The following is a 20,919-nucleotide window of genomic DNA, read 5'->3' as shown; positions in this document are numbered from 1 at the left end:
ACCGTGGATGCCGTTCGAGGGTCGGTGGGTGGGACGGGTCAGTGGTCGGACAGCAGGGCGCCGACGCGTTCGACGATGAGGGCGAGGGAGACGGCTCCGGGGTCCTCGACGCCGACGGCCTTCGAGCCGTGCGAGCGGGCGCGACCCATGCCGGGCATGAGTCCGGCCGTGTCGTGGGCGGCCGTGGTCGCCACGGCGGCCGCTGCGGTCCAAGCGGTGGGGAGGTCGTCGCCGTCGCCGACGCGTGCTGCCAGGGTGTCGGCGAACGGGACGAGGGCGTCCACGAGGGTCTTGTCGCCGACGGAGGCCTTGCCGTAGCGCATGACGGCGTCCTTCGCGGCGGTGACGCCCTCGCTGACCGCGGTGGCCGTCGGGCGTTCGGTGTCGCCGAGGCGCTCGCCGAGGGTGCGCAGCATGACGCCCCAGAGGGCTCCGGACGTGCCGCCGGCCCGGTCGGACCAGGCGTCGCCCGCTCGGTCGAGCACGGTCGCGACGCCGGCGCCGGCCGCTCGCAGACGTTCGGCCTCCTCGGCGGCTGCGGTTGCCCCGCGGTCCATCCCGATGCCGTGGTCGCCGTCGCCGACGATGGCGTCGAGGCGGCCGAGTTCGTCGGCGTGCTCCGCGATCAGTTCGTGGATGGCCGTGATGGCCGTGGCGACGACGGCCGCGGACTCCTGTGACTCGGCGGACGCCTCCGGAACGACGAACTCGGCGGTCTCGGTGTCCTCGGCGGTCACGGTCTCGAGGGCGCCGGTGTCCACCGCGCCGGTGCGGTAGGCCGGGGTGTCGGCGGGCGCGCCCCACAACCGTTCGAGCTCCTCGTCGACCCACAGCAGGGTCAGGGAGACGCCGGCCATGTCGAAGCTCGTGCAGAATTCGCCGACCTGCGGGTCCACGAGGGTGACGCCGGCGTCCTCGAGGAGGGTCGCGACGCGGTCGTAGACGACGAAGAGCTCCTCGGACTTCACCGAGCCGAGGCCGTTGAGGATGGGGACGACGCGCGCACCGTCCACCGTGACGCCCTCGGGGATCTCGGCGCCGTCGAGCAGATGCCGCACGAACAGCTCGGCGAGGCCGTCGGCGGACGGGATGTCGGTCTCGTCGATGCCGGGTTCGCCGTGGATGCCGAGCCCGACGGCCATGCGCCCTTCCGGGACGGAGAACAGGGGCTCGTCGGCACCCGGCAGGGTGCATCCGGAGAACGCGACGCCCATCGAGCGGGTGCGGGCGTTCGTGAGGATCGCGACGCGCTCGACGTCGTCGATGCGGTAGCCGCTGGAGGCTGCTCCGCCCGCCACCTTGAAGACGGTCAGGTCGCCCGCGATCCCGCGGCGCTTCTGGAGTTCCGTCGCCGGGGCGCTGAAGATGTCGTCGGTCACGGTGACCGTGCGGCAGTCGATGCCGTCGGCGCGCACGGCGTCCTGGGCGGCGGTGAAGTGCAGCACGTCCCCCGCGTAGTTGCCGTAGCTGAGGAGAACGCCTTCGCCCTGTTCGCTCGCGCGGATGACGCTCTCGACCTGGTGGGCCGAGGGGGAGGCGAACAGGTTGCCCATCGCCGCACCGTGGGCGAGGCCGGGGCCGACCAAGCCGGCGAACGCGGGGTAGTGCCCCGACCCGCCGCCGATGACGAGCGCGACCTCCGGTTCGGCGGACCGCGTGGACCGGGAGACGCCACCGGAGACCTTGCGCACCCAACGACCGTTGGCTCGGACGAAGCCGTCCACCATCTCATCGGCGAAGTCCGCCGGCCGGTTCCAGAGCCTGGTCATCTGCATCTCCTCGTCATCGAGTCCGTCGTTCCGGCACCAGCCGGTACATCGCGATAATCCTATAGGATATTGGAACCGAGCGGAACCCTGGGTTGCACGACGCAGGAGCCCGACGGTGCATCGGGACGGTCGGGCATCGGCCTGCCGCGGCACGCGGAGGCGCTTCGGCGTCGTCCAGGCACGCATCGCCGCCCCGATGGCTGAACCTGCCGGGGCCAGTGTGGGGGAGACACGGCCCCGACAGGTTCGGCGATCGGGACGGCGAGCGTCAGGGGCGACGTGCTGCGGTGTCGCCCTGCGGCATGCCGGCTGCCGCGCGTTCGGCGCGTCGAGCATCGAGCAGGGACGGTGTGATCGCGAAGGTGATGCTCGACGAGCGGCGGGGTGCGTCCTCCCGGAGGAAGCCGAGACGCTCCGCGAGGGCGATGGACCGGGTGTTCCCGGGTTCGATGACGGCCGTCACCGTCGTCGCCCCGACCTCGGTGAACGCCAGGTCGAGCATCGCGGCGGAGGCCTCGCTCGCGAACCCCTGGCCGCCGGCAGCCGGGTCGAGCACCCAGCCGATCTCCACCGAGCGCTCGGTCGGCCGCACGTCGCGGAGGTGCAGGGAGACGTCGCCGACGAGCTCCCCGTCCCGTTCCACGGCCAGCGCGAGGAAGTCGCCGGACTGCCACAGGCGGCGGTGTCCCATCCGATGGCGCAGGTGCTCCAGGGACGCCTGGCGGTCGCGGACCGGCCACGGCAGGTGCTCGACGACCTCGGGGGAGGACTGGATGCGGTACCAGGCCTCGGCGTCCTCGAGGCGGTGACGCCGCAGGACGAGGCGGTCGGTGCGGATCGGGTGCGCGTCGACCGGCGTCTCGATCCGCGGCCCGCGGAAGAGGCGAGGGCGCGAGACCCCTGCCGGGATCAGCGGACGGAGTGCTCGGACGACCTCGCCGAGGGTGACCCGCAGACCCTGCGTCGCTCCGGGCGCGTCACCCGGCCGCCGGCGATGGCGGGAGGTGTACGGCGTGCCCAGGGGCTCTGCTCGGGTCATGCCCTCCACGGTAGGCACCTCGCTCATGCGCTCGGCCTGAAAAGATATGAGCCCGCTATGAATCGCCCGTCGCTGCGTGTTCCCCGCACCGGACGACGGATAATCGATGCATGCCCTCCGACCTGCCGACGCAGGTCGTCGACTCGGGGCGCCGCCGGGCGGTCCTCGCCAAGCTTCCGCGGATGTACCGGGCCGACGGCTCGCCGATCCGTGTCCTCCTCGTCGACGACGAGGCGGTCCTCACCGACCTCGTGAGCCTCGCCCTCGGCTACGAGGGGTGGGTCGTGGACGTCGCCACCAACGGGCGCGAGGCCGTGCAGCGGTACCGCGCCGAGCGACCCGACGTCGTCGTCCTCGACATCATGCTGCCCGACATGGACGGCTTGAGCGTCCTCCGCCAGCTCCGCAGCTTCTCGCAGGGCGAGCCGGAGTCGGGCACACCGACCCTGTTCCTCACGGCGCGGGACTCCGTGGACGACCGCATCATGGGGCTCACCGCCGGTGGTGACGACTACATGACGAAGCCCTTCTCGCTCGAGGAACTCGTCGCGCGCCTCCGCGGCCTGCTCCGCCGGACCGCCCACGTCGTGTCCGACGACGACTCGCGCATCACGATCGGCGGCCTCTTCCTCGACGAGCGCAGCTACGAGGTCAGCCGCGATGGTGAGCCCGTCGCGCTCACCACTACCGAGTTCGAACTCCTGCGCTACTTCATGCGCAACCCGAAGCGCGTGCTGAGTCGCGCACAGATCCTCGACCGGGTGTGGAACTACGACTTCGCCGGCAAGGCCAGCATCGTCGACCTCTACGTCTCCTACCTGCGGAAGAAGATCGACGCCGACCGCGCGCCGATGATCCACACCGTCCGCGGGGTCGGGTACGTGCTGCGGCCCGTCGAATGAGCACCGGAGCGGTCCCGACCGCGGGCGTCCCGACGTCCCCACCGAAGCAGCGGCACCCGTGGACCCTGCAGCGCCGCCTGGTGACCGGCATCGCCGCCGTCATCGCCGCGGTCCTCGCGGTCTCCGGCGTCCTGACCATCGTCACGGTCGAGGCGTCGGTCACCGCGGTCGTCGACACCCAGCTCACCGGTTCGATGGAGGCCTTCGAGCACTCCGTCGTGAAGTTCCACGACCAGCAGTCCCGCGACGGGGCCGTCGCCGACCCGGATGCGACGCGGGGCGAGCCCGGCTACGTCAAGCCGTTCGTCGACTACGTCGGCCACGGGCCAGGGACCCTCATCGCCCTCATCACCGATGGCCAGGTGGTCGACTCGGCACGGTTCACCCAGTCCAACGCGAAGGCGCTCGACGTCCGCACGCAGGCGCTCATCGAGGAGGCCGCAGCCGCCGGCGGCACCGAACGGCAGAACATCGGCCTCGGGTCACTCGGCGGATACCGGCTCGAGTTCCTCGACCACGGCGACGGCGAGACGCTCGTCGCCGGGGTCTCCCTCGCCACCCCTCGCGCGGCCGTGCAGCAGGAGGCGATCGTCATCGCGATCCTCGCCGTCCTCGCCCTCGCCGTCACGATCGTCGGGGCGATCATCGTGGTCCGGCTCGCGCTCCGCCCGCTCTCGCGGGTGGCCGCCGCCGCAGCCGAGGTCTCGACGCTGCAACTCGAGCGAGGCGACACGGGGATCGACGTGCGCGTGGATCAGGCCGACACCGACCCGCGGACGGAGATCGGCAAGGTCGGCGAGGCGCTCAACGGCCTCATCGACCACGTCGACCGGGCGCTCGCCGTGCGCGCGGCCACCGACAAGCGCATGCGGCGCTTCGTGACCGACGCGAGCCACGAGCTGCGGACGCCGCTGGCCGCGATCCAGGGCTATGCGGAGCTCACCCGCCAGGACAGCGAGAACCTCCCGCCGATGACGGAGCACGCCCTCGCCCGTATCGAGTCGGAGGCGACGCGCATGAGTTCGCTCGTGAGCGAGCTGCTCCTCCTCGCTCGACTCGACGAGGGCCAGGACCTCCACCTGGACGACGTGGACCTGAGCGACCTCGTCGCCGCCGCGGTGAGCGATGCGGCGGTCTCGGCTCCCGGGCACCACTGGTCGGTCGACGTGCCGGAGCGCGCGATCATCGTCCGGGGCGACCGCGAGCGGCTGCACCAGCTCGTCGTGAACCTGCTGTCGAACGCCGCGGTGCACACCCCGGCCGGCACCTCGGTGGTGACGCGCATCGCCGCGCCGAAGAACGCCGACGAGCCGCAGCGCGCGGCCCTCACGATCGCGGACGACGGCCCCGGCATCGACGAGGCGTTCCTCCCTGAGCTGTTCGACCGCTTCGCGAGGGCCGATTCGTCCCGGTCTCGGGCCGCGGGAAGCACGGGACTCGGTCTCGCGATCGCCCTGTCGATCGCCGAAGGGCACGAGGGCGCGATCGAGGTCGCTTCCTCGCCCGCCGGCACGACGTTCACGGTGACGTTGCCGTGGTCGGGGCCGTCCGACGAGCACCCGGCCGTCCGGTCGTCGGCCGGTGGCGCGGCCGCGGTGCACCCGGACGAGGTCCCCTCGGCCCGGTCCTGACCGCCGCCCTTCGACAGGCTCAGGGACCGGGGGCCACCGAAGCACCCGCCCCGGTCACCGAGCCTGTCGAGGTGGGGCCTCAGCCGGCGGCGTGGCGGAGCGCCACGAGTTGCTCGGCCGAGTGCGCGAGGTGTGCACGCAGTTCCGCCTCGGCGTGGTCGCCGAGCAGTGCGTCGACGAGCCGGTCGTGCTGGCTGATGAGTTCCTCCGGCGGGAGGACGCTCCGGAGCTGCACCATGAACAGCCCGAGCTCGGCGAGCAGTCCGGCGTGGGCTTCGAGCAGCCTCGGACTGCCCGCGGCGGCCACGATCGCGTGATGCAGCTCGGCGTGGGCCCGCTCGATGCGGCGTTGCCCGTGGGGTCGTGCGGTGCAGGCCGTCCGGAGCGCCTCGTTCGCCGCGACGATCGCGTCGTGCGGTCGCGGTCCTGCCGCCGATCGCGTCCGGAGCAGCCGGAGTGCCTCGACCTCGATCGCCGTGCGGTACTCCATGAGGGCCAGGACGTCCGCATCGCTGAACGACCGCACCCGTGCGCCGCGGTAGGCCTCGAACGTCACGAGGCGTTCGGCCGAGAGCATCTGGAGCGCCGCGCGGACGGTGTGCCGGTTGACGCCGAACCGGGTGGTGAGGGCGGCCTCCCGCAGGGGTTCGCCCGCGACGGTTCGGCCGTCCAGGATGTCCTCCCGCAGCGCGTGCGCGACGGTCTCGACGGCGGTCATCGGCTGCCCGGGCGACGGCTCCGGCGCGCCGGCGTCACGAGGATCGCCAGCCCGGCGAGCAGGAGTGCGGCGCCGACGACGGTGGTCGGCCCGAACGATTCGCCGAGCAGCAGGATACCCAGCAGGGTGGCCGTCATGGGTTCGAAGAGGGTCAGCGTCGCGACCCGTGAGGCTGGCAGCCCGCCGAGCGCGTAGCCGAAGAGCAGGTACCCCGCGAGCGTGTTCACGAGCGCGAGCCAGGCGACCGCGAGCGCACCGGGGACGGTGGCGATCCAGGCGACCTCGGTGGCGAGGAGCACGGGCAGGGAGACGACCGCGGCCGAGCCGAAGAGCGCCGCCATGGTGCCGAGGGGGCTCCAGCCGTGGTCGATGAGCGCTTTGCTGCAGAGCGTGTAGAGGGCGTAGGAGGCGCCAGCACCCACCGAGGCGAGCAGCCCGTCCACGGTGACCTCCCCGACGCCGCCGGTCAGGCCGGACAGGACGGCGACGCCGGCGGCCGCGACCACGGTCGCGAGGAACCAGCGGGCGCTCGGGCGACGTCGATGGATCGCCCATTCGAGGAGTCCGGTGATGGCGGGTGCCGAGCCGAGCGCGGTGAGGGTGCCGATCGCGACGCCGTTGCGCTCCGCACCGAGGAAGAAGAAGGGTTGGTAGGCCGCGACACCGACGGTTCCGAGGACGATCGCCGCGATGAGCGCCGGCCGCGCGAGCGCCGTGGCCCGCGGACGAGCTGCGGAGGGGGAGTCGGTGCGGGCCACCATCGCTCGCCTCGCCACGACGGCCCACACCAGGACGAGGAGGACGCCGCCGAACACGATCCGCGCGGCGCCGAAGGCGACCGAGCCGACCTCGATGGGGAGGAGGGCGTGCACCGTCCCCGTCGTGCCGAAGCACACGGCGGCGAGGATCGCGGCCGCGACCGGGAGGCGCTGCGCCGCCGGGGCTGGAGCGCTCGGGCCGGCCGAGGTGGCTGATCGGGTCATGGGGACAGCCTGGCGGAGGATTGTGTAACAATCAACGCCCGATGTCGTGGGACCACGTACGACGACGCCCGCCGGCTCGTGGAGCAGGCGGGCGTCGTCGCGATGGCGGATCAGTTGATGGAGGCGACCATCGAGACGCCGAGCAGCAGGGCGGCACCGGCGGCGACGATCAGGGCCAGCGCGAGCATGGTGCCCGAGATGATGACGGCGGTGAGCGCGAAGCCCTTCGAGTGCGGTTTGCGGGCCAGGGCGATGATGCCCATGACGAGCGAGGCGATCGGGAGGAGGACGAACGAGGGGGCCACGATCGCGGCGATCGACAGCGCGAAGGCGATGATCGACAGCGTCTGCGTGGAGCTCTCGCGGTCTGCCGCCGCGGTGGCCGGCACCGGCGGGAGGGCGGCGAGGGCGGTGGTCTGGGTGGTGGGGATCGTCTGGACGGGTGTCGTCTGATCCGGGAGGGGTGTCGTCTGGGCGAGCGGGTCCGTGCCGAACGATTCGGTCGGGGCGTCGGCCAGGGTCACGTCCTCGGCGGGCGAGGTCGTGGGGGACTCGGTGGTGGCTGAGGCGGACATGGGCTTCGTTCCTTCCTCCGCGGTTGCGGAGCTGTTCGGTTGATGCTGCAAGCCTCCTCCGATCGTGTCCGTCGCGGATCGCCCGCGCGCCCGATCTTCCCTCGTCCTGCGGGACCATCCGGGGTGACCGGTCCGTGGGTCGGTGGTGCCACCACGGTGGACACATCACGGATCGTCCAGGATGTCCCGCATCAGATTCAGGCTTCCTGCGCCGCAAGGGGAGTGCCTATCGTGGCGGGGGCATGACCCGCCGCATCGGAGCCGCTGTGCTCGTCCTGCTCGGAGCCTCCGCGCTCGCCCTCACCGCAGCCGTTCCGGCGGCCTCCGCCGCCACCACCTCGAGCTGGGCGGCGTGGCCCACCTTCTCCGGCGCCTCGGTTCGTACCAGGGCACGATGACCTTGGCCGGGCAGCCCGCCCTGACCGCGACGCTCACGAGCGACTCGCTCGGCGGCGCGAACCTCGTCTCCGGCGCCTCGAACTGGCTGGCGGCGTCGACCCCGGTGGGCGCGAAGTACGGCAGCAGTCGTGATCAGCCCTATCTGAACCTCCGGCCGAAGGCGAACAACCCGGCGTCGCCCTCGACCACGACCTACTCCTTCTCGACGCCGACACCGCCGTCCGGCTGGACGTTCGTGCTCGGCGACATCGACGCCGACCAGGTCACCGTGACGGCGATCGGTCCCGACGGGGTCGCCCTGACGGCGGACGAGCTCGGGTTCAACGGTGGCTTCAATGCCTGCGCTCCCGGCCTGACCGGCAAGCCCTCCTGCACCGGTTCCGCGACGGACGTCCCCACCTGGGATCCCGCGACGCAGGTGCTGCGCGGCAACGCCGCCGCCGCCGACACGAGCGGTGCGGCCGCCTGGTTCGAGCCCGCCGCTCCCATCTCCAGCCTCACCTTCTCCTTCCAGCAGCGCGCAGGGTTCCCGGTGTTCCAGACATGGTTCGCGTCGATCGCGCGTGACGTGACCGGTACCGTGACCGACCAGGTCACCGGCGGTCTGGACGGCGTCGGCGTGCGACTCATCGACCGCGTCGGCCGGGTGGTCGCCTCGACGACGACCGCCGGCGGAGGCGCATACGCCTTCGAGGGGTACTTCGCGACCGACGGCTACACCGTGCAGCTCGTCCCGCCGGCCGGCAAGATCGCCGTCGAGGCGACGCGGGTCGGCGCCGACCTCACGGACACCGACGCGATCGCGGACTTCGTCGTCCGTGACATCGTGCCCGTCGCGGTCTCCGGCACCGCCCTCGACGCCGATGGTGTCCCCATCGTCGGGGCCACCGTCACCATCGACGGCGTGGGGAGCGTGACCACCGACACCGACGGGGACTATCTCTTCGACACCGTGCCGGTCGGCGACCACACGCTCGTCATCACCCCACCGGCGGGGTACGCCGTGCAGATCGCGCCGTCCCCGTTCTCCGTCCCGGCCGGGAGCGAGACGCCCGTCACGGCACAGGACTTCGTGCTCGTCGCGAACCCGCGCCTCGGCGGCGTGATCAGTTCCGGCGGGGTCGGCGTGGCCGGCGTCACGGTGAGCGCCGAGGGTCCGAGCGGCGTCGAACGCGCCGTCACGGCCGCCGACGGCTCGTACAGCTTCCCGCTCCTGCCGGCGGGGTCGTACACCGTCTCGATCGTCGCGCCCGAGGGCTACGTCGTCTCCGGGACGGCGACGCGCTCCGAGGAGCTCGCCGACACGGATCTGGACGCGGTCGACTTCGAGCTCGCCCGGCTCGGGACCGTCATCGGCGATGTCGTGACGGACACGGGTGCGCCCGTCCCCGGAGCCACGGTGACGGTCGAGACGCCGACGGGCCCGGTGGTGTTGACGACATCCGGTGAGGGCTCCTACGGGCTCGCCGACCTTCCGCCCGGCGACTACCCGGTGACGCTGACCGTGCCGGCAGGGTATTCGGTCCCCGATGGCGGAGTGACGACCGCGGTCGCGGTCGTCGGCTCGGACGGTTCGGTGCAGACGGTGCCGAGCTTCGTGCTCGTCGCGGACGCGGTGCTCGGTGGGCTGTCCGGAACCATCGAGACGGATGCCGGTGCCCCGCTCGCGGACGTCGGCGTGACGGTCGACACCCCGGCCGGGGAGGTCGTCGTCACGACGGACGCCGAGGGCGCCTATCTCCTCGACGATCTCGCCGCGGGTTCGTACGAGGTCACGGTGACGGTGCCATCGGGCTACACCGCCGAGGGTGCCGCCTCGGCCGTCGCGATCGTCGCGGCCGACGGATCGGTGGTCTCCGTGCCCGCGTTCGTCCTGGTCCCGGATGCCGTCACGCCCGTGCCCTCGGCGAGCCCGAGCGACCCCGCCGTGCCGGGCACCTCGGGCCGCCTGCCCTCGACCGGCGCGGACACGATGCCCTGGATCGTCGCGGCCGGAGTGCTCTTCGTGCTCGGAGCCGCCGGCGTCGTGACGGCCGCGGTCCTCCGACGTCGACGTGCCGAGCGGGACACCCCGTCCGACGTTTGACCGCTCCGTCGTCCCGAAGGGGATCGGAGCACGCGGCTCGTCCGTAGACTTGGGCGAGCCGCGCTCCGACCAGGGGCGCGGATCGCATTCGTGAACGGGGACCCGTGGACGTCATCGGCTGGGTGGACGGCGCCACGACGGCGTTGCCCGATCCGATGATCTGGCTGGTCGGCCTCCTCTTCGCCGTGGCGGAGTCAGGGCTCTGGCTCGGCCTGCTGGTGCCGGGGGAGCCCGTCGTGCTCCTCCTCTCGGCGATGCTCGACTCCGGTCCGGCCGCGCTCGTCCTGTTCCTCGCCGTCGCGCTCGGTGGATCGCTCGGAGACCACCTCGGCTTCCTCATCGGTCGTCGGAGCGGCGGGCGCCTCCGCGACACGGCCGTCGTCCGGCGTCTCGGCGTCGGCGGCTGGGACCGGGCGGTCGAGGCGCTCGAACGGCGCGGAGCCCAGGCCGTCTTCCTCACCCGCCTCGTCCCCGTGCTCCGGTGCCTGACGCCGGCCGCGGCCGGGGTCGCCCGCGTGCCGTACCGATCGTTCCTCCTGGCGTCGGTGCTCGGTTCGCTCCTGTGGTCCGCCGTCTTCGTCGGGGTCGGTTCGCTCGTCCGTGTCGTGCTCGACGGGGTCCGCCAGTACCTCGGTTCCGCCGGGTGGGTGCTGCTGCTCGCGCTCGTCGTCGTGGTGTCGGCCGTCGCGATCGTCCGCGCTCGACGGGGCCTCGCGATCCCGGGCGACGAAGCGATGATCCCGGTGACCCTGCACGAGAAGACGCCGCTCGCGCGCCTCCGCACCCAGCTCTTCGCGGACGACGACTGGCGGAACCTGCCCAATGCGATCACGGCGGGACGCATCCTCCTGCTCCCCGTCTTCGCCGTCCTCGTGATCACCGGCTCCTACTGGGCGGCGCTCGTCGTGGGGGCGGTCGTGTTCCTGAGCGACGTCGCCGACGGGCAGATCGCGCGCCGGACGGGGGCCGTCTCGGCGCTCGGCACCTGGCTCGACGGCGTCGCCGACCGTTTGACCGTCGTCGTGGTCGCAGCGTCCTTCGCCGTCGCGCAGATCATCCCATGGCAGGTGTTCGTCGTCATGATCGTGCCCGACCTCCTCCTCGCGTTCATCGCGGTCGTCGCGTTCCGCGGGACGCCCGAGGTGCCGGTGAGCCTCGCCGGCAAGATCCGTACGGTGCTCCTCTTCGTCGGCTTCTTCGCGTTGCTCACGGGGCTCGCGCTCGGCGGTGGTGATCCGGCCTCGCCGCTGTCCCGCGTGTTCGGCGGTATCGGCTTCGTCGCGATCCTCCTCGGGCTCGTCGGGCACTTCGTGGCGGCGACCCAGTATGCGCGACGCATGATCGTCACCTGGCAGCGGCAGGGCGTCAGCCTGTCCCGCTGATCCCGGCCGGCTGTGCTGCCGGCAGCTTCCCCGAGACGCGCCCGGCGTGGACGCAGGCGGTGTCGTTTAGGCTCGGAGCATGCCAGTCGACTATCCGGACCTCGTCATCTTCGACTGCGACGGCACCCTCGTCGACACGGAACGCATCTCGGTACGCGTGAACCTGCAGCTCCTCAACGAGGTCGGCGGCGACTACACCGAGGCCGAGGTGCGCGAACTGTTCGTCGGCGCATCGCTCGAGACCTACGCGACGCTCGTCGAAGCGCGGCTCGGCAAGCCCCTGGAGGCCGACTGGATCCAGCGCTGGAGCGACATGTTCCGTGGAATCTGCGAGCGCGAGCTGGAAGCGGTCGACGGTGTCGTCGACGCGCTCGACGGCATCGCGGCGACCGGGGTGCCGCTGTGCGTCGCCTCGAACGGCATGTTCCACGACGTCGTCCGCAACCTCGGCCAGGTGGGCATCCACGACCGGTTCGCCGGGCGGATCTTCAGCGCCACCGACGTCGCCGTCGGCAAGCCGGCCCCGGACCTGTTCCTGCATGCGGCTGCCGACTTCGACACGGCCCCCGAGCGGTGCGCGGTCGTCGAGGACAGCGTCGTCGGCGTCCTCGCCGCGCGGGCCGCGGGGATGACCGTGTACGCCTACGCCGGTGGCATGACCCCGGCCGAGCGCCTCATCGGCGACGGCACCCACGTCTTCGACGACATGCGTGAGCTGCCCGACCTCATCCGAGACACCTGGGCGGAAACCGCCACCACGCGCTAGCCGCGACTGCGCAGTTCCGGGAACCGGCCGTCGTCGTCAGGCACGGTGGCTCCTCCGGCGTCCGGGGCGGTCACATCCTGCTAGTTGACGGCTCCTCGCGGGCGTTCACCGCCGCGCGCGACGGTCTGGCCGAACGCCTGCGGTCCCGTCGTCGCGAGGCGTCTCCAGGGCAGGGTCCCCTCGATCTCGATCTGCAGGGAGAAGCTCAGCAGGGTGCGGATGACGACGATGATCGCCAGGACGGCTGCGTCGGTCAGCGACGGCGTGGAGGTGACCGTCTTCACCAGGTCGGCGGCGACGAGGATCTCCAGCCCGAGCAGGATCACCGAGCCGATCGTCTCCCGCAGCATCCGGAAGGCCCGCCCGCCGTCACGGGTGCGGAGCCACAGGCGGGCCGACAGGGTGACGGCGATCACGAAGCCCACGACCATCGCCCCGACACCGGCGACCTCGAAGACGATGGTGACCAGCTCGAAGAAGTCCATGCGCCCATCATCCTCGTCGCCTCGCCGGACGGGAAGCGGCGCCGACCCGCTATGGTGGTCGCGAGTGACACGGGGTGCCGATCCCATGACGACCGGCTGAGAACACACCCGTCGAACCTGATCTCGTTAGTCCGAGCGAAGGGATGTCGCGAATGAGCATTCGCACACCGCAGCAGTCTGCCCACCCGTCCACCGACGATGCCGCCGCCGGCGGGTTCGCGAGCACCGCGGGGGACCTCCTCGACCGCCTGCGCGAACGCACCCCGCTCGTCCAATCGATCACGAACGCCGTGGTCACGAACTTCACGGCGAACGTCCTCCTCGCCGTCGGTGCCGCCCCGGCGATGACCGACATCCCCACGGAGGCCGGGCCGTTCGCCCGCATCGCCTCCGGCGTGCTCCTCAACCTCGGCACACCGCAGGAGGAGCAGCGCGAGGCCATGATCGAAGCCGCGACCGCCGCGAACGAGGTGGGCACCCCGTGGGTGCTCGATCCCGTCGCGGTCGGGTCCCTCCCCGTCCGGACGGCGCTCGCCGCAGAGCTCCTCGCGCTCCGGCCGACGATCGTCCGGGGCAACGCGAGTGAGATCATCGCCCTCGCCGGCCTCGGCGCCGGCGGTCGCGGGGTCGACAGCACCGACTCTGTCGACAGTGCGATCGAGGCTGCGACCGCGATCGCGCGCCGCTCTGGAGCCGTCGTGGCGATCTCGGGGCCGACCGACGTCATCACCGACGGTGAGCGCATCGTCCGCTGCTCCAACGGGCACGCCTGGCTCACGCTCGTGACCGGCGGCGGGTGCGCGCTCGGCGCCGTGTTCGCCGCGTTCGCCTCGCTCGACGACGACCGGTTGCTGACGACGGTGGCCGCCACGAGCGTGTACACGGTCGCCGCTCAGCTTGCCGCCGCGGAGAGCCGCGGGCCCGGGTCCTTCGCCCCGGCGTTCCTCGACCGCCTCCACCTCCTCGACGCGGAGACCGTCCACCGACTGGCGGTGGTGGCATGAGCGCCGGGACGATGTCCGACGGGGTGCACGCGGCGCGTTCGCACGCTGCCCTCGTGCGCCGGGCCATGGCGACGTATCTCGTCACGGACGCCTCGGCGAGCGGCGCCCGGGGCGTGCTCGATGTCGTGCGTCGGGCCGTCGACGGCGGGGTGACCGCGGTGCAGCTCCGGGAGAAGACCGCGACGGCCCGCGAGCTGTTCGAGCTGACGCTCCGTGCCGCGGAGCTCGTCTCGGGTCGAGCCCTGCTCCTCGTCGACGACCGGGTCGACGTCTTCCTCGCCGCCCGTTCCGCCGGCGCCGTCGTCCACGGTGTCCACGTCGGGCAGAGCGACCTCCCGGTCGACGCGGTCCGCCGGATCGTGGGTGACGCGGCCGTGGTGGGCTTGACGGCGAACACGCCAGCCCACCTCGACGCGGTGGCCGCCCTGCCCGCGGGGACCGTCGACTACCTCGGCGTCGGCGTGATCCGCCCGACGGCGACGAAACCGGACCACCCGGAGCCGCTCGGCGTGGACGGGTTCGCCGCGATCGCCGCCGCCACCCAGCTGCCCTGCGTGGCGATCGGCGGGGTCGGGCTCGCCGACACCGCGGCCCTCCGATCGGCGGGTGCCGCCGGGCTCGCGGTGGTGTCCGCCATCTGTGCTGCCGACGATCCGGCCGCGGCGGCTCGCGCGTTCCGTGCCGCGTGGGACGAGGTGCCCGCGTGAGCGCCACCGACTCGCTGAGGACAGCCCCGGCCCGGCCGTCGCACGACGCGGGGATCGGGCGACGGCCGCTCGTCACGAGGACCACGCCGCGGGTGCTGAGCATCGCCGGGACGGACCCGACCGGCGGCGCCGGTGTCCAGGCCGACCTCAAGAGCATCGCCGCGAACGGTGGATACGGCATGGCGGTCGTGACCGCCCTCGTCGCGCAGAACACCCGCGGCGTCCGTTCCGTGCACACCCCGCCCGTCGGGTTCCTCCGTGAACAGTTGGACGCGGTGGCCGACGACGTCGTCATCGACGCCGTCAAGATCGGCATGCTGGGCGACGCACGGATCATCGAGGCCGTCGCCGCGTGGCTGCGCGAGACCGTGACCGGACCCGTCGTGCTCGACCCCGTCATGGTGGCGACGAGCGGCGACCGCCTGCTGCGGCAGGACGCCGAGGCCGCCATGCGCGAGCTCCTGCCGCTCGTCGACCTCGTCACCCCGAACCTCCCCGAGCTCGCGGTCCTCGCGGACGAACCGGTGGCGGAGCGCTGGGCCGACGCCCTCGCGCAGGCGCGGCGGGTGTCGGAACGGGCCGGGGTGATCGTGCTCGTGAAGGGTGGGCACCTGTCCGGGGTGGTGGACTGCCCGGACGCCCTCGTCGACGCCGGCGGCGGCCTCGGTGCCGGCCGCTCGCTCGTCGAGTTCGACGGACCTCGCGTCGCCACGACGAACACCCACGGGACCGGCTGCTCCCTGTCGAGTGCGATGGCGACCCTCGTCGCCCGCACCGGCTCCTGGTCGGAGGCGCTCGGCGCGGCGAAGTCGTGGCTCACCGCGAGTCTCGAGGCGGCGGATGCGCTCGAGGTCGGCGCGGGGAGCGGGCCCATCAACCACTTCGCCACGGTGTGGGAGTCGGCGGGCCTCGGTGCGCGCCGGGCGGACGGTGCCGAGCTCGTCGGGGGCTGGTGGGACGACATCGCGGAGCTGCGGGCGCGGATCGACCGGCTACCCTTCGTCGCGATGCTCGCCGACGGCACCCTCGATCCGGCCCGGTTCGCGTGGTACCTGCAGCAGGATGCGATCTACCTCCGCGCCTATTCGCGGGTGCTCGCGCGGGCGAGCGCGCTGGCCCCGACCCCCGAGGAACAGGTGTTCTGGGCGACGGGCGCCGCCGGCTCGATCGAGGCCGAGATGGAACTCCATCGCACCTGGCTCGAGGCCTCGGCCGCAGCCGGGGAGGAGATGGAACCGTCGGCGACCACGACGGCCTACCTCGACCACCTGCACGCTGCGAGTGTCGACGGCGACTACGGACGGGTGATCGCCGCGGTCCTCCCCTGCTATTGGATCTATCAGGATCTGGGGGAGCGGCTCGTCCAGGCGTCGCACGCCGCGCACCCGTTCGCCGCGTGGCTCGACACCTACGCCGATCCCTCCTTCGCGATCGCCACCGCGCGCGCGATCGAGATCGTCGCCGGTGCCGCCGAGCGCGCGGATGCGACGGAGCTCCAGGCGATGCGTCGGGCGTTCCTCGCCTCTGCGGCACACGAGGAGGCCTTCTTCGCCGAGCCGATACGATGAATGGCGGATCGGCCACCGCGGTCGTGGACCACGAGGGAGGCCCCTGATGCTGACGAGCAACGAGTACTTCGACGGCAACGTGAAGTCGATCGGCTTCGCCACGCACGAGCCGGGAGCCGAGTCGGCGAGCGTCGGGGTCATGGCTCCGGGGGAGTACACCTTCACGACCGGCAAGGCCGAGGAGATGTCCGTCATCTCCGGCCGACTCCGCGTCCTGTTGCCCAACACGAGCGCCTGGCAGGACTTCGGCCCCGACGCCCAGTTCAGCGTCCCGGGGAGCAGCAGCTTCCAGGTCCAGGTGGAGGTCGCCACCGCCTACCTCTGCCGCTACCTGAACATCTGAGCGGCTGAACGGCTGCCCGTCGACAGGCTCAGGGACCGGTGGGTGCGTCTCCGGCCGGTCTCGGCTCAGGGTCCGGCGACGACCTCGAGGGTGAAGACGACGGTCGAGTCGTCGGAGCGGTTCGTCAGCGTCACGTCGGTGCTGCCGACGGCGAGGGGCTGCAGGCCGGGGTTGAAGGAGGCGCCGCCCCGGGAGCCACCGGGCACGTACTCGGCGATCGACGGGTCCTCGATCTCGGCGGACCAGGCGTTCGGGTCGACGGCGACGAGGTCCACCACGTTGTCCAGCCCGACGGAGATCGTGCGGCCGTCCTGATCGACGAGCTGGACGATGACGGGCGCGATCACGCCGGCGGCACTCGCGGAACCCTGGCCGGAGGGTTCGTCCGAGCTGCCGGTGCACGCGCTGGTGCCGAGGAGGGCTCCGACGATCGCGATCACGGTGAGCCCTCGGGTGGCGCTGCGCATGGTGATCCTCTCTCGGCGTGACCTCACACTACCGTCGGGCGGCGACGGACCTCAGGACCGCTGGGCCAGCGCGTCGGCGGCCGTGCTGAGACGACCGTCCTCCATGACGAGCACCTGGTCCATGCGTCCGAGGTGAGTCCGGTCGTGGGTGACGAGCAGGGTCGCTGCGCCCGACGATGCGGTGAGTTCGAGGATGAGCTCGATGATGGCGGAACCGCGTTCGTGGTCGAGCGCGCTGGTCGGCTCGTCGACGACGAGCGCGTCCGGCTCGTTCATGAGCGCCCGGGCGATGTTGACGCGCTGCCGCTGACCACCGGAGAGCTGGTGCGGCCGTTTGCCGGCCTGGTCCGCGAGTCCCACCGCGGCGAGCAACATCGTGGCCCGATCACGGGTCCGTGCCCGGTCGGCCCGGGAGGCGCGGCCGCCGAGGGTCCCGAGCACGCACAGCTGTTCGAGGGCGGTGAGCGACGGCAGGAGGTTGGCCTGTTGGAAGACGATACCGAGGTTCGTCCGGCGGAAGTCGGTGGCGGCTCGACGGTCGAGCGAGGTCACGTCGATCCCGGCGACCTCGACGGTGCCGCTGTCGGGGCGGATGAGTCCGGCCGCGACGGCGAGGACACTCGACTTGCCCGAGCCGGACGGGCCGGTGAGCGCGGCGACGGTCCCGGCCGGGACGATGAGGGTCGCGTGGTCGACGGCGGTGACGCGGTGGTCGCCGTCGGGGAAGGTGAGGGAGACGTCGGTGAGCGAGATCATGCGGGGACTCCGATGGTGACGGGGGTGGGTGCTGGAGTGGATGCGGTGGCGGAGCCCGGGTTCACCGGTTGCCGCCGAGCGCGGTCAAGGGATCGGCCGACAGGATCGACCGCAGCGCGAACGCTGCGCCGACGAGCCCGAGGGCGATCATGATGACGCCGGGCAGGAGCGTCGTCAGTGGGCTGAGGACGAACGGCAGCGCCGTGCCGGCGGCGGAACCCAGCACCGCCGTGAGCCCGATGCCGAGCCCGACGCCGAGGAGGAGCAGGACGGACGCCTGACCGAGCGCGTCGAGCGCGAGCCGCCGGGTCGTCGCCCCGAGCGCTTTGAGGATCGCGACGTCACCCGCGCGCTGCATGGTCCACACCGTGAAGAACGCACCGATCACGAGCGCCGAGATGCCGAACAGCATGCCGACCATGAGCAGCAGGGATCCGATCTCGGAGCGGAACGAGCCGATCGCGAGCAGCGAGGAGAGGACGTCCTTCGACACCGTGCCGGTGGCCTGCTCAGCTGCCGTGACGGCGTCCGCGGTCGGGGTACCGGAGATGGCGAGGGCCGTCGCGCCGTCTGCCGGGGCGCCGGAAGCGCCTTGGATCGACCGCCAGCTCGCGAGGCTCGTCCAGACGACGGGCGTGTGGCTGTACCACTGGTCGTCGACGACCGCGCCGACCGTGAGCGCCTCACCGCCGGCCGAGACGGTGTCACCGCGGACCACGTGGAGGGCTTCCGCGGCGGTCCGGCTGAGCCGGGCCGTGCCGTCGGCGGGTGCGTCGGGTGTGCGCTCGGCGCCTGCGGCGGCGCCGGCGGTCCCGAACACCGCCACCGCGGTGCGTGCGTCGTCGGTCGTCAGGCGCGTCTGGCTGATGCCGAGCTCCAGGACGTGGTCAACGCCGGGGACGGCTGCCCACCGGTCGGCCGTGGCCTCGTCGATCGCCGAATCCGCGAACGTCGCCGGTCCGTCGTCGGCCGGGCCGGCGAGGACGATGCTCGACGCGCCGAGCCCGGTGATCGCGGAGATGTTCTGGTTCGCCAGGCCCGCCGTCAGGCCACTGAGGAATCCGACGAGCAGGGTGATGAGGGTGACGACCGCCCCGATCAGCACGAAGCGACCGGTGGCGAAGCGCATGTCGCGCCAGGCGACGAACATGGGGACTCCTTGTCGGCCGCCCGACGGCGTCTCCGTGGTGCGGCACCCTCTCAGCGTCGTCGAGCCGAGGCGGCACGGCATCGTCGGACGGGAGGGTCTCCTGGCACGGTCGGATGGAGGCGACGTTCCACCTTTCTGATGATTCGCCCCGACGGCTCGCGTCGTACGCTGGGCGGATGAAGCACTCGGCACTCAGCCCCGTGTTCACCGGCCTGCAGCTCGGCCTCCACGGCCTCGTCACCGCACTCATCGCGCTCGTGATCGTGCGATCCGTCTCGGTCGGTGGCCCGACGATGTCCGCGGCGCTCGTGTTCGCCGTCGTCATGCTGGCCACCTACACCGCCGGTGCCGTCGTCGGTGGTCGGCTCCGCCGGACGGCCACCGCGCCCACCGACCACGGTGTCGCGGCCACCGGGGCTCGTCGAGGTCGCTCCTTCGTCCTCGCCTGGTTGGTCTTCCTCAGCGTCGAGTGGGTGGTCCTCGTCCTGCTCAGTCCCGATGCGGCCTACCTCGTCTTCCCGTTGTTCTTCCTCTACCTCCACCTGCTTCCACGGGCCGTCGCGGTCCCAGCCGTCGTCATCGCCACGCTCTCGGCGATCGTCGCGATCGGTCTGCACGCCGGGTTCAGCGTCGGAGGCGTCGTCGGTCCGCTCGTCGGTGCGGCGGTGGCCGTGGCGATCGGCCTCGGCTACGAGGCGCTGGCTCGGGAGGCGGCCGAGCGTGAGCGGCTGATCGCCGACCTCGTCGCCGCCCGGGAGGAGCTCGCCAGGAGAGGGCAGGAGGCCGGCAAGCTGGCGGAGCGGGAGCGCCTCGCCGCCGGACTCCACGACACGGTCGCCCAGGCCCTGTCGAGCATCCAACTGCTCCTGCATGCGGCCGAACGCTCCGCGGGCGAGGGGTCTGGAACCGGACAACTGCGCTCCCACATCGGCCTGGCGAGGGACGCCGCCGCGACCGCGCTCGCCGAGACACGCAGCCTCATCGACGAGCTGAGCCCGCCGGCGTTGGTGGGTGCCACGATCGCGGACGCACTGGGCCGGCTCGCGGAGACGACGACCGCGGAGAGCGGCACACCGGTCGCCACGACGGTCACCGGTGACGCCTTCGTCCTCGGCACGCCGGTGACCACCGCGCTCCTCCGGGCCGCGCAGAGCAGCCTCGCGAACGTCGTCCGTCACGCCGGGGCGACCCGAGCGGACGTCACGCTCAGCTACCTCGACGGAGAGGTCATCCTCGACATCGACGACGACGGTGCCGGGTTCGATCCGGCGACGGTCGTCGAGCGGGCTGCGGGCGGCTCGTTCGGCATGGTGTCCATGCGTCGTCGCATCACCGAGTTGGGCGGCGCCGTCGACGTCCGGAGCGCACCCGGTGCCGGGACGACCGTCACCGTCCGGTTCGCCGCACCGACCGCGACACCGACTCCGGACTCGACACCGGCACCGGACACGAGCAGGGAGGAAGCGACGATGCGCGACGGTGGGACCGATGCCTGAGGGCGCGAGCGAAGCCGGGGCCCGAGTGGTCGTCCGGGTGGTGGTGGCCGACGACCACCCGATCGTCCGAGCCGGACTGCTCGCCGTCCTGGCTCCGATCGCCGACATCGAGGTCGTCGGGACGGCGGCGACCGCGGCCGAGGCGGTCGCGGCGGCACCTCGAGCCGACCTGGTGCTCATGGACCTGAGCTTCGGCGACGGCCCCACCGGCATCGATGCGACGCGGGAGATCAGGGCACGCCCGGAACCACCCTCGGTCCTCGTGCTGACGAACTACGACTCCGACGCAGACATCCTCGGTGCGATCGAGGCCGGGGCCGCCGGGTACCTCTTGAAGGATGCCGCGCCCGAGGACCTCGTGGACGGCATCCGCTCGGCGGCCGGCGGGAACTCGGTGCTCGGCCCGGCCGTCGCGACCCGCCTGGTCGCACGGGTGAGCGCGCCGCAGCAGGCCTTGAGTGCACGCGAGATCGAGGTGCTCGCACGCGCCGCCGAGGGGCTCACCAACCTGGAGATCGCCGGACGACTCCACGTCGGGGAGACGACGGTGAAGTCGCACCTCGCCCACATCTACACGAAGCTCGACGTGTCGAACCGTTCGGCCGCCATCGCGGCGGCGCAGCGCGCGGGCCTGTTCCGCACCCGCGGAGCCGCACCCGGTCACTGAGCCTGTCGAAGTGCCACAGGACGGGC

Annotated in this window: 21 protein-coding genes and 1 riboswitch; of the genes, 12 read left to right on the top strand and 9 right to left on the bottom strand. The window is 72.3% G+C overall.

The genetic code is table 11. The features are described 5' to 3' along the window. Positions 1-38: 38 nt before the first annotated feature. Together ASE44_RS01735 and ASE44_RS01730 are read right to left on the bottom strand one after the other, a co-directional pair. A complete protein-coding gene (locus tag ASE44_RS01735; RefSeq protein ID WP_056777091.1) occupies positions 39-1,769 on the bottom strand; it encodes a dihydroxyacetone kinase family protein in 1,731 nt (576 codons plus the stop codon). A gap of 268 nt (positions 1,770-2,037) precedes the next feature. After that, positions 2,038-2,808, bottom strand: coding sequence for a GNAT family N-acetyltransferase (locus ASE44_RS01730; protein WP_082455635.1), 771 nt, complete (start codon positions 2,806-2,808; stop codon positions 2,038-2,040). Positions 2,809-2,918: 110 nt separating this feature from the next. Between ASE44_RS01730 and ASE44_RS01725 the strand changes: the two genes are divergently transcribed. Further along, on the top strand, positions 2,919-3,710 hold the full coding sequence (locus tag ASE44_RS01725) for a response regulator transcription factor (protein WP_056013818.1): 792 nt from the start codon (positions 2,919-2,921) through the stop codon (positions 3,708-3,710). Continuing rightward, the gene (locus ASE44_RS01720; RefSeq protein WP_056776807.1) at positions 3,707-5,341 is read left to right on the top strand and encodes a cell wall metabolism sensor histidine kinase WalK; all 1,635 of its coding nucleotides are present in this window, start codon (positions 3,707-3,709) and stop codon (positions 5,339-5,341) included. The genes ASE44_RS01725 and ASE44_RS01720 overlap by 4 nt, the downstream gene beginning before the upstream one ends. A 79-nt stretch (positions 5,342-5,420) precedes the next feature. On the opposite strand, the gene ASE44_RS01715 is transcribed toward ASE44_RS01720, so the two are convergent. From ASE44_RS01715 to ASE44_RS01705, 3 genes are all read right to left on the bottom strand, one after another. Beyond that, complete coding sequence (locus ASE44_RS01715; RefSeq protein WP_056776804.1) at positions 5,421-6,059, bottom strand: GntR family transcriptional regulator; 639 nt, start codon at positions 6,057-6,059, stop codon at positions 5,421-5,423. Beyond that, positions 6,056-7,042, bottom strand: coding sequence for a DMT family transporter (locus ASE44_RS01710; protein ID WP_056776802.1), 987 nt, complete (start codon positions 7,040-7,042; stop codon positions 6,056-6,058). The genes ASE44_RS01715 and ASE44_RS01710 overlap by 4 nt, the downstream gene beginning before the upstream one ends. A gap of 110 nt (positions 7,043-7,152) precedes the next feature. Next, positions 7,153-7,617 (bottom strand): hypothetical protein, encoded by a 465-nt coding sequence (locus tag ASE44_RS01705; RefSeq protein WP_056776799.1) that lies wholly within the window; start codon positions 7,615-7,617, stop codon positions 7,153-7,155. Between the two features lie 242 nt (positions 7,618-7,859). Here ASE44_RS01705 and ASE44_RS18360 point away from each other — a divergent pair, with 242 nt between their 5' ends. The 4 genes from ASE44_RS18360 (at position 7,860) to ASE44_RS01690 (ending at position 12,250) form a co-directional block, all read left to right on the top strand. After that, the gene (locus ASE44_RS18360; RefSeq protein WP_157579751.1) at positions 7,860-8,015 is read left to right on the top strand and encodes a hypothetical protein; all 156 of its coding nucleotides are present in this window, start codon (positions 7,860-7,862) and stop codon (positions 8,013-8,015) included. Further along, the gene (locus tag ASE44_RS01700; RefSeq protein ID WP_157579750.1) at positions 8,012-10,102 is read left to right on the top strand and encodes a carboxypeptidase regulatory-like domain-containing protein; all 2,091 of its coding nucleotides are present in this window, start codon (positions 8,012-8,014) and stop codon (positions 10,100-10,102) included. Before ASE44_RS18360 ends, ASE44_RS01700 begins: the two co-directional genes overlap by 4 nt. A 104-nt stretch (positions 10,103-10,206) precedes the next feature. Beyond that, on the top strand, positions 10,207-11,484 hold the full coding sequence (locus tag ASE44_RS18145) for a CDP-alcohol phosphatidyltransferase family protein (protein WP_082455631.1): 1,278 nt from the start codon (positions 10,207-10,209) through the stop codon (positions 11,482-11,484). A gap of 79 nt (positions 11,485-11,563) precedes the next feature. Then, positions 11,564-12,250 carry an HAD family phosphatase gene (locus ASE44_RS01690; protein WP_056013833.1) on the top strand — a complete coding sequence of 229 codons (687 nt, stop codon included), beginning with the start codon at positions 11,564-11,566 and terminating at the stop codon, positions 12,248-12,250. An 80-nt stretch (positions 12,251-12,330) separates the two neighbouring features. On the opposite strand, the gene ASE44_RS01685 is transcribed toward ASE44_RS01690, so the two are convergent. Then, positions 12,331-12,735, bottom strand: a complete 405-nt coding sequence (locus ASE44_RS01685) for a DUF1622 domain-containing protein (RefSeq protein WP_056776795.1) — start codon at positions 12,733-12,735, stop codon at positions 12,331-12,333. A gap of 60 nt (positions 12,736-12,795) precedes the next feature. Continuing rightward, positions 12,796-12,896: riboswitch (TPP riboswitch) on the top strand. Here ASE44_RS01685 and thiM point away from each other — a divergent pair. From thiM to ASE44_RS01665, 4 genes are all read left to right on the top strand, one after another. Then, a complete protein-coding gene (gene thiM / locus ASE44_RS01680) occupies positions 12,888-13,739 on the top strand; it encodes a hydroxyethylthiazole kinase (RefSeq protein WP_082455629.1) in 852 nt (283 codons plus the stop codon). It overlaps the preceding riboswitch by 9 nt. Next, complete coding sequence (gene thiE, locus ASE44_RS18355) at positions 13,736-14,446, top strand: thiamine phosphate synthase (RefSeq protein ID WP_235522516.1); 711 nt, start codon at positions 13,736-13,738, stop codon at positions 14,444-14,446. The genes thiM and thiE overlap by 4 nt, the downstream gene beginning before the upstream one ends. Further along, complete coding sequence (locus ASE44_RS01670) at positions 14,443-16,014, top strand: bifunctional hydroxymethylpyrimidine kinase/phosphomethylpyrimidine kinase (RefSeq protein WP_235522515.1); 1,572 nt, start codon at positions 14,443-14,445, stop codon at positions 16,012-16,014. Before thiE ends, ASE44_RS01670 begins: the two co-directional genes overlap by 4 nt. 46 nt (positions 16,015-16,060) lie before the next feature. Continuing rightward, positions 16,061-16,357, top strand: a complete 297-nt coding sequence (locus ASE44_RS01665; protein ID WP_056013836.1) for a pyrimidine/purine nucleoside phosphorylase — start codon at positions 16,061-16,063, stop codon at positions 16,355-16,357. Positions 16,358-16,422: 65 nt separating this feature from the next. Here ASE44_RS01665 and ASE44_RS01660 read toward each other — a convergent pair whose 3' ends face one another. From ASE44_RS01660 to ASE44_RS01650, 3 genes are all read right to left on the bottom strand, one after another. Continuing rightward, on the bottom strand, positions 16,423-16,824 hold the full coding sequence (locus ASE44_RS01660; RefSeq protein WP_056776792.1) for a hypothetical protein: 402 nt from the start codon (positions 16,822-16,824) through the stop codon (positions 16,423-16,425). A 51-nt stretch (positions 16,825-16,875) separates the two neighbouring features. Then, on the bottom strand, positions 16,876-17,580 hold the full coding sequence (locus ASE44_RS01655; protein ID WP_056776791.1) for an ABC transporter ATP-binding protein: 705 nt from the start codon (positions 17,578-17,580) through the stop codon (positions 16,876-16,878). 61 nt (positions 17,581-17,641) lie between these two features. Then, positions 17,642-18,730, bottom strand: coding sequence for an ABC transporter permease (locus ASE44_RS01650; RefSeq protein WP_056776788.1), 1,089 nt, complete (start codon positions 18,728-18,730; stop codon positions 17,642-17,644). 176 nt (positions 18,731-18,906) lie between these two features. Between ASE44_RS01650 and ASE44_RS01645 the strand changes: the two genes are divergently transcribed. Continuing rightward, on the top strand, positions 18,907-20,226 hold the full coding sequence (locus tag ASE44_RS01645; RefSeq protein WP_082455627.1) for a sensor histidine kinase: 1,320 nt from the start codon (positions 18,907-18,909) through the stop codon (positions 20,224-20,226). Then, the gene (locus tag ASE44_RS01640; protein ID WP_200920990.1) at positions 20,219-20,893 is read left to right on the top strand and encodes a response regulator transcription factor; all 675 of its coding nucleotides are present in this window, start codon (positions 20,219-20,221) and stop codon (positions 20,891-20,893) included. Before ASE44_RS01645 ends, ASE44_RS01640 begins: the two co-directional genes overlap by 8 nt. Positions 20,894-20,919 lie beyond the last annotated feature (26 nt).

Origin of the sequence: Plantibacter sp. Leaf1, assembly GCF_001421315.1 — a bacterium.
Classification (GTDB): domain Bacteria; phylum Actinomycetota; class Actinomycetes; order Actinomycetales; family Microbacteriaceae; genus Plantibacter.
This window is presented reverse-complemented; position numbering and strand designations above follow the sequence as displayed.

What these genes read in the sequence shown, in the direction of transcription:
- ASE44_RS01720 (WP_056776807.1), top strand. Translation starts at nt 3,707, where the DNA reads ATGAGCACCGGAGCGGTCCCGACCGCGGGCGTCCCGACGTCCCCACCG.
- ASE44_RS01690 (WP_056013833.1), top strand. Translation starts at nt 11,564, where the DNA reads ATGCCAGTCGACTATCCGGACCTCGTCATCTTCGACTGCGACGGCACC.
- ASE44_RS01725 (WP_056013818.1), top strand. Translation starts at nt 2,919, where the DNA reads ATGCCCTCCGACCTGCCGACGCAGGTCGTCGACTCGGGGCGCCGCCGG.
- ASE44_RS01715 (WP_056776804.1), bottom strand. Translation starts at nt 6,059, where the DNA reads ATGACCGCCGTCGAGACCGTCGCGCACGCGCTGCGGGAGGACATCCTG.
- ASE44_RS01710 (WP_056776802.1), bottom strand. Translation starts at nt 7,042, where the DNA reads ATGACCCGATCAGCCACCTCGGCCGGCCCGAGCGCTCCAGCCCCGGCG.
- thiE (WP_235522516.1), top strand. Translation starts at nt 13,736, where the DNA reads ATGAGCGCCGGGACGATGTCCGACGGGGTGCACGCGGCGCGTTCGCAC.
- ASE44_RS01700 (WP_157579750.1), top strand. Translation starts at nt 8,012, where the DNA reads ATGACCTTGGCCGGGCAGCCCGCCCTGACCGCGACGCTCACGAGCGAC.
- ASE44_RS01735 (WP_056777091.1), bottom strand. Translation starts at nt 1,769, where the DNA reads ATGACCAGGCTCTGGAACCGGCCGGCGGACTTCGCCGATGAGATGGTG.
- ASE44_RS01645 (WP_082455627.1), top strand. Translation starts at nt 18,907, where the DNA reads ATGAAGCACTCGGCACTCAGCCCCGTGTTCACCGGCCTGCAGCTCGGC.
- thiM (WP_082455629.1), top strand. Translation starts at nt 12,888, where the DNA reads ATGAGCATTCGCACACCGCAGCAGTCTGCCCACCCGTCCACCGACGAT.
- ASE44_RS01640 (WP_200920990.1), top strand. Translation starts at nt 20,219, where the DNA reads ATGCCTGAGGGCGCGAGCGAAGCCGGGGCCCGAGTGGTCGTCCGGGTG.
- ASE44_RS01685 (WP_056776795.1), bottom strand. Translation starts at nt 12,735, where the DNA reads ATGGACTTCTTCGAGCTGGTCACCATCGTCTTCGAGGTCGCCGGTGTC.
- ASE44_RS01660 (WP_056776792.1), bottom strand. Translation starts at nt 16,824, where the DNA reads ATGCGCAGCGCCACCCGAGGGCTCACCGTGATCGCGATCGTCGGAGCC.
- ASE44_RS01730 (WP_082455635.1), bottom strand. Translation starts at nt 2,808, where the DNA reads ATGACCCGAGCAGAGCCCCTGGGCACGCCGTACACCTCCCGCCATCGC.
- ASE44_RS01705 (WP_056776799.1), bottom strand. Translation starts at nt 7,617, where the DNA reads ATGTCCGCCTCAGCCACCACCGAGTCCCCCACGACCTCGCCCGCCGAG.
- ASE44_RS01655 (WP_056776791.1), bottom strand. Translation starts at nt 17,580, where the DNA reads ATGATCTCGCTCACCGACGTCTCCCTCACCTTCCCCGACGGCGACCAC.
- ASE44_RS18360 (WP_157579751.1), top strand. Translation starts at nt 7,860, where the DNA reads ATGACCCGCCGCATCGGAGCCGCTGTGCTCGTCCTGCTCGGAGCCTCC.
- ASE44_RS01665 (WP_056013836.1), top strand. Translation starts at nt 16,061, where the DNA reads ATGCTGACGAGCAACGAGTACTTCGACGGCAACGTGAAGTCGATCGGC.
- ASE44_RS01650 (WP_056776788.1), bottom strand. Translation starts at nt 18,730, where the DNA reads ATGTTCGTCGCCTGGCGCGACATGCGCTTCGCCACCGGTCGCTTCGTG.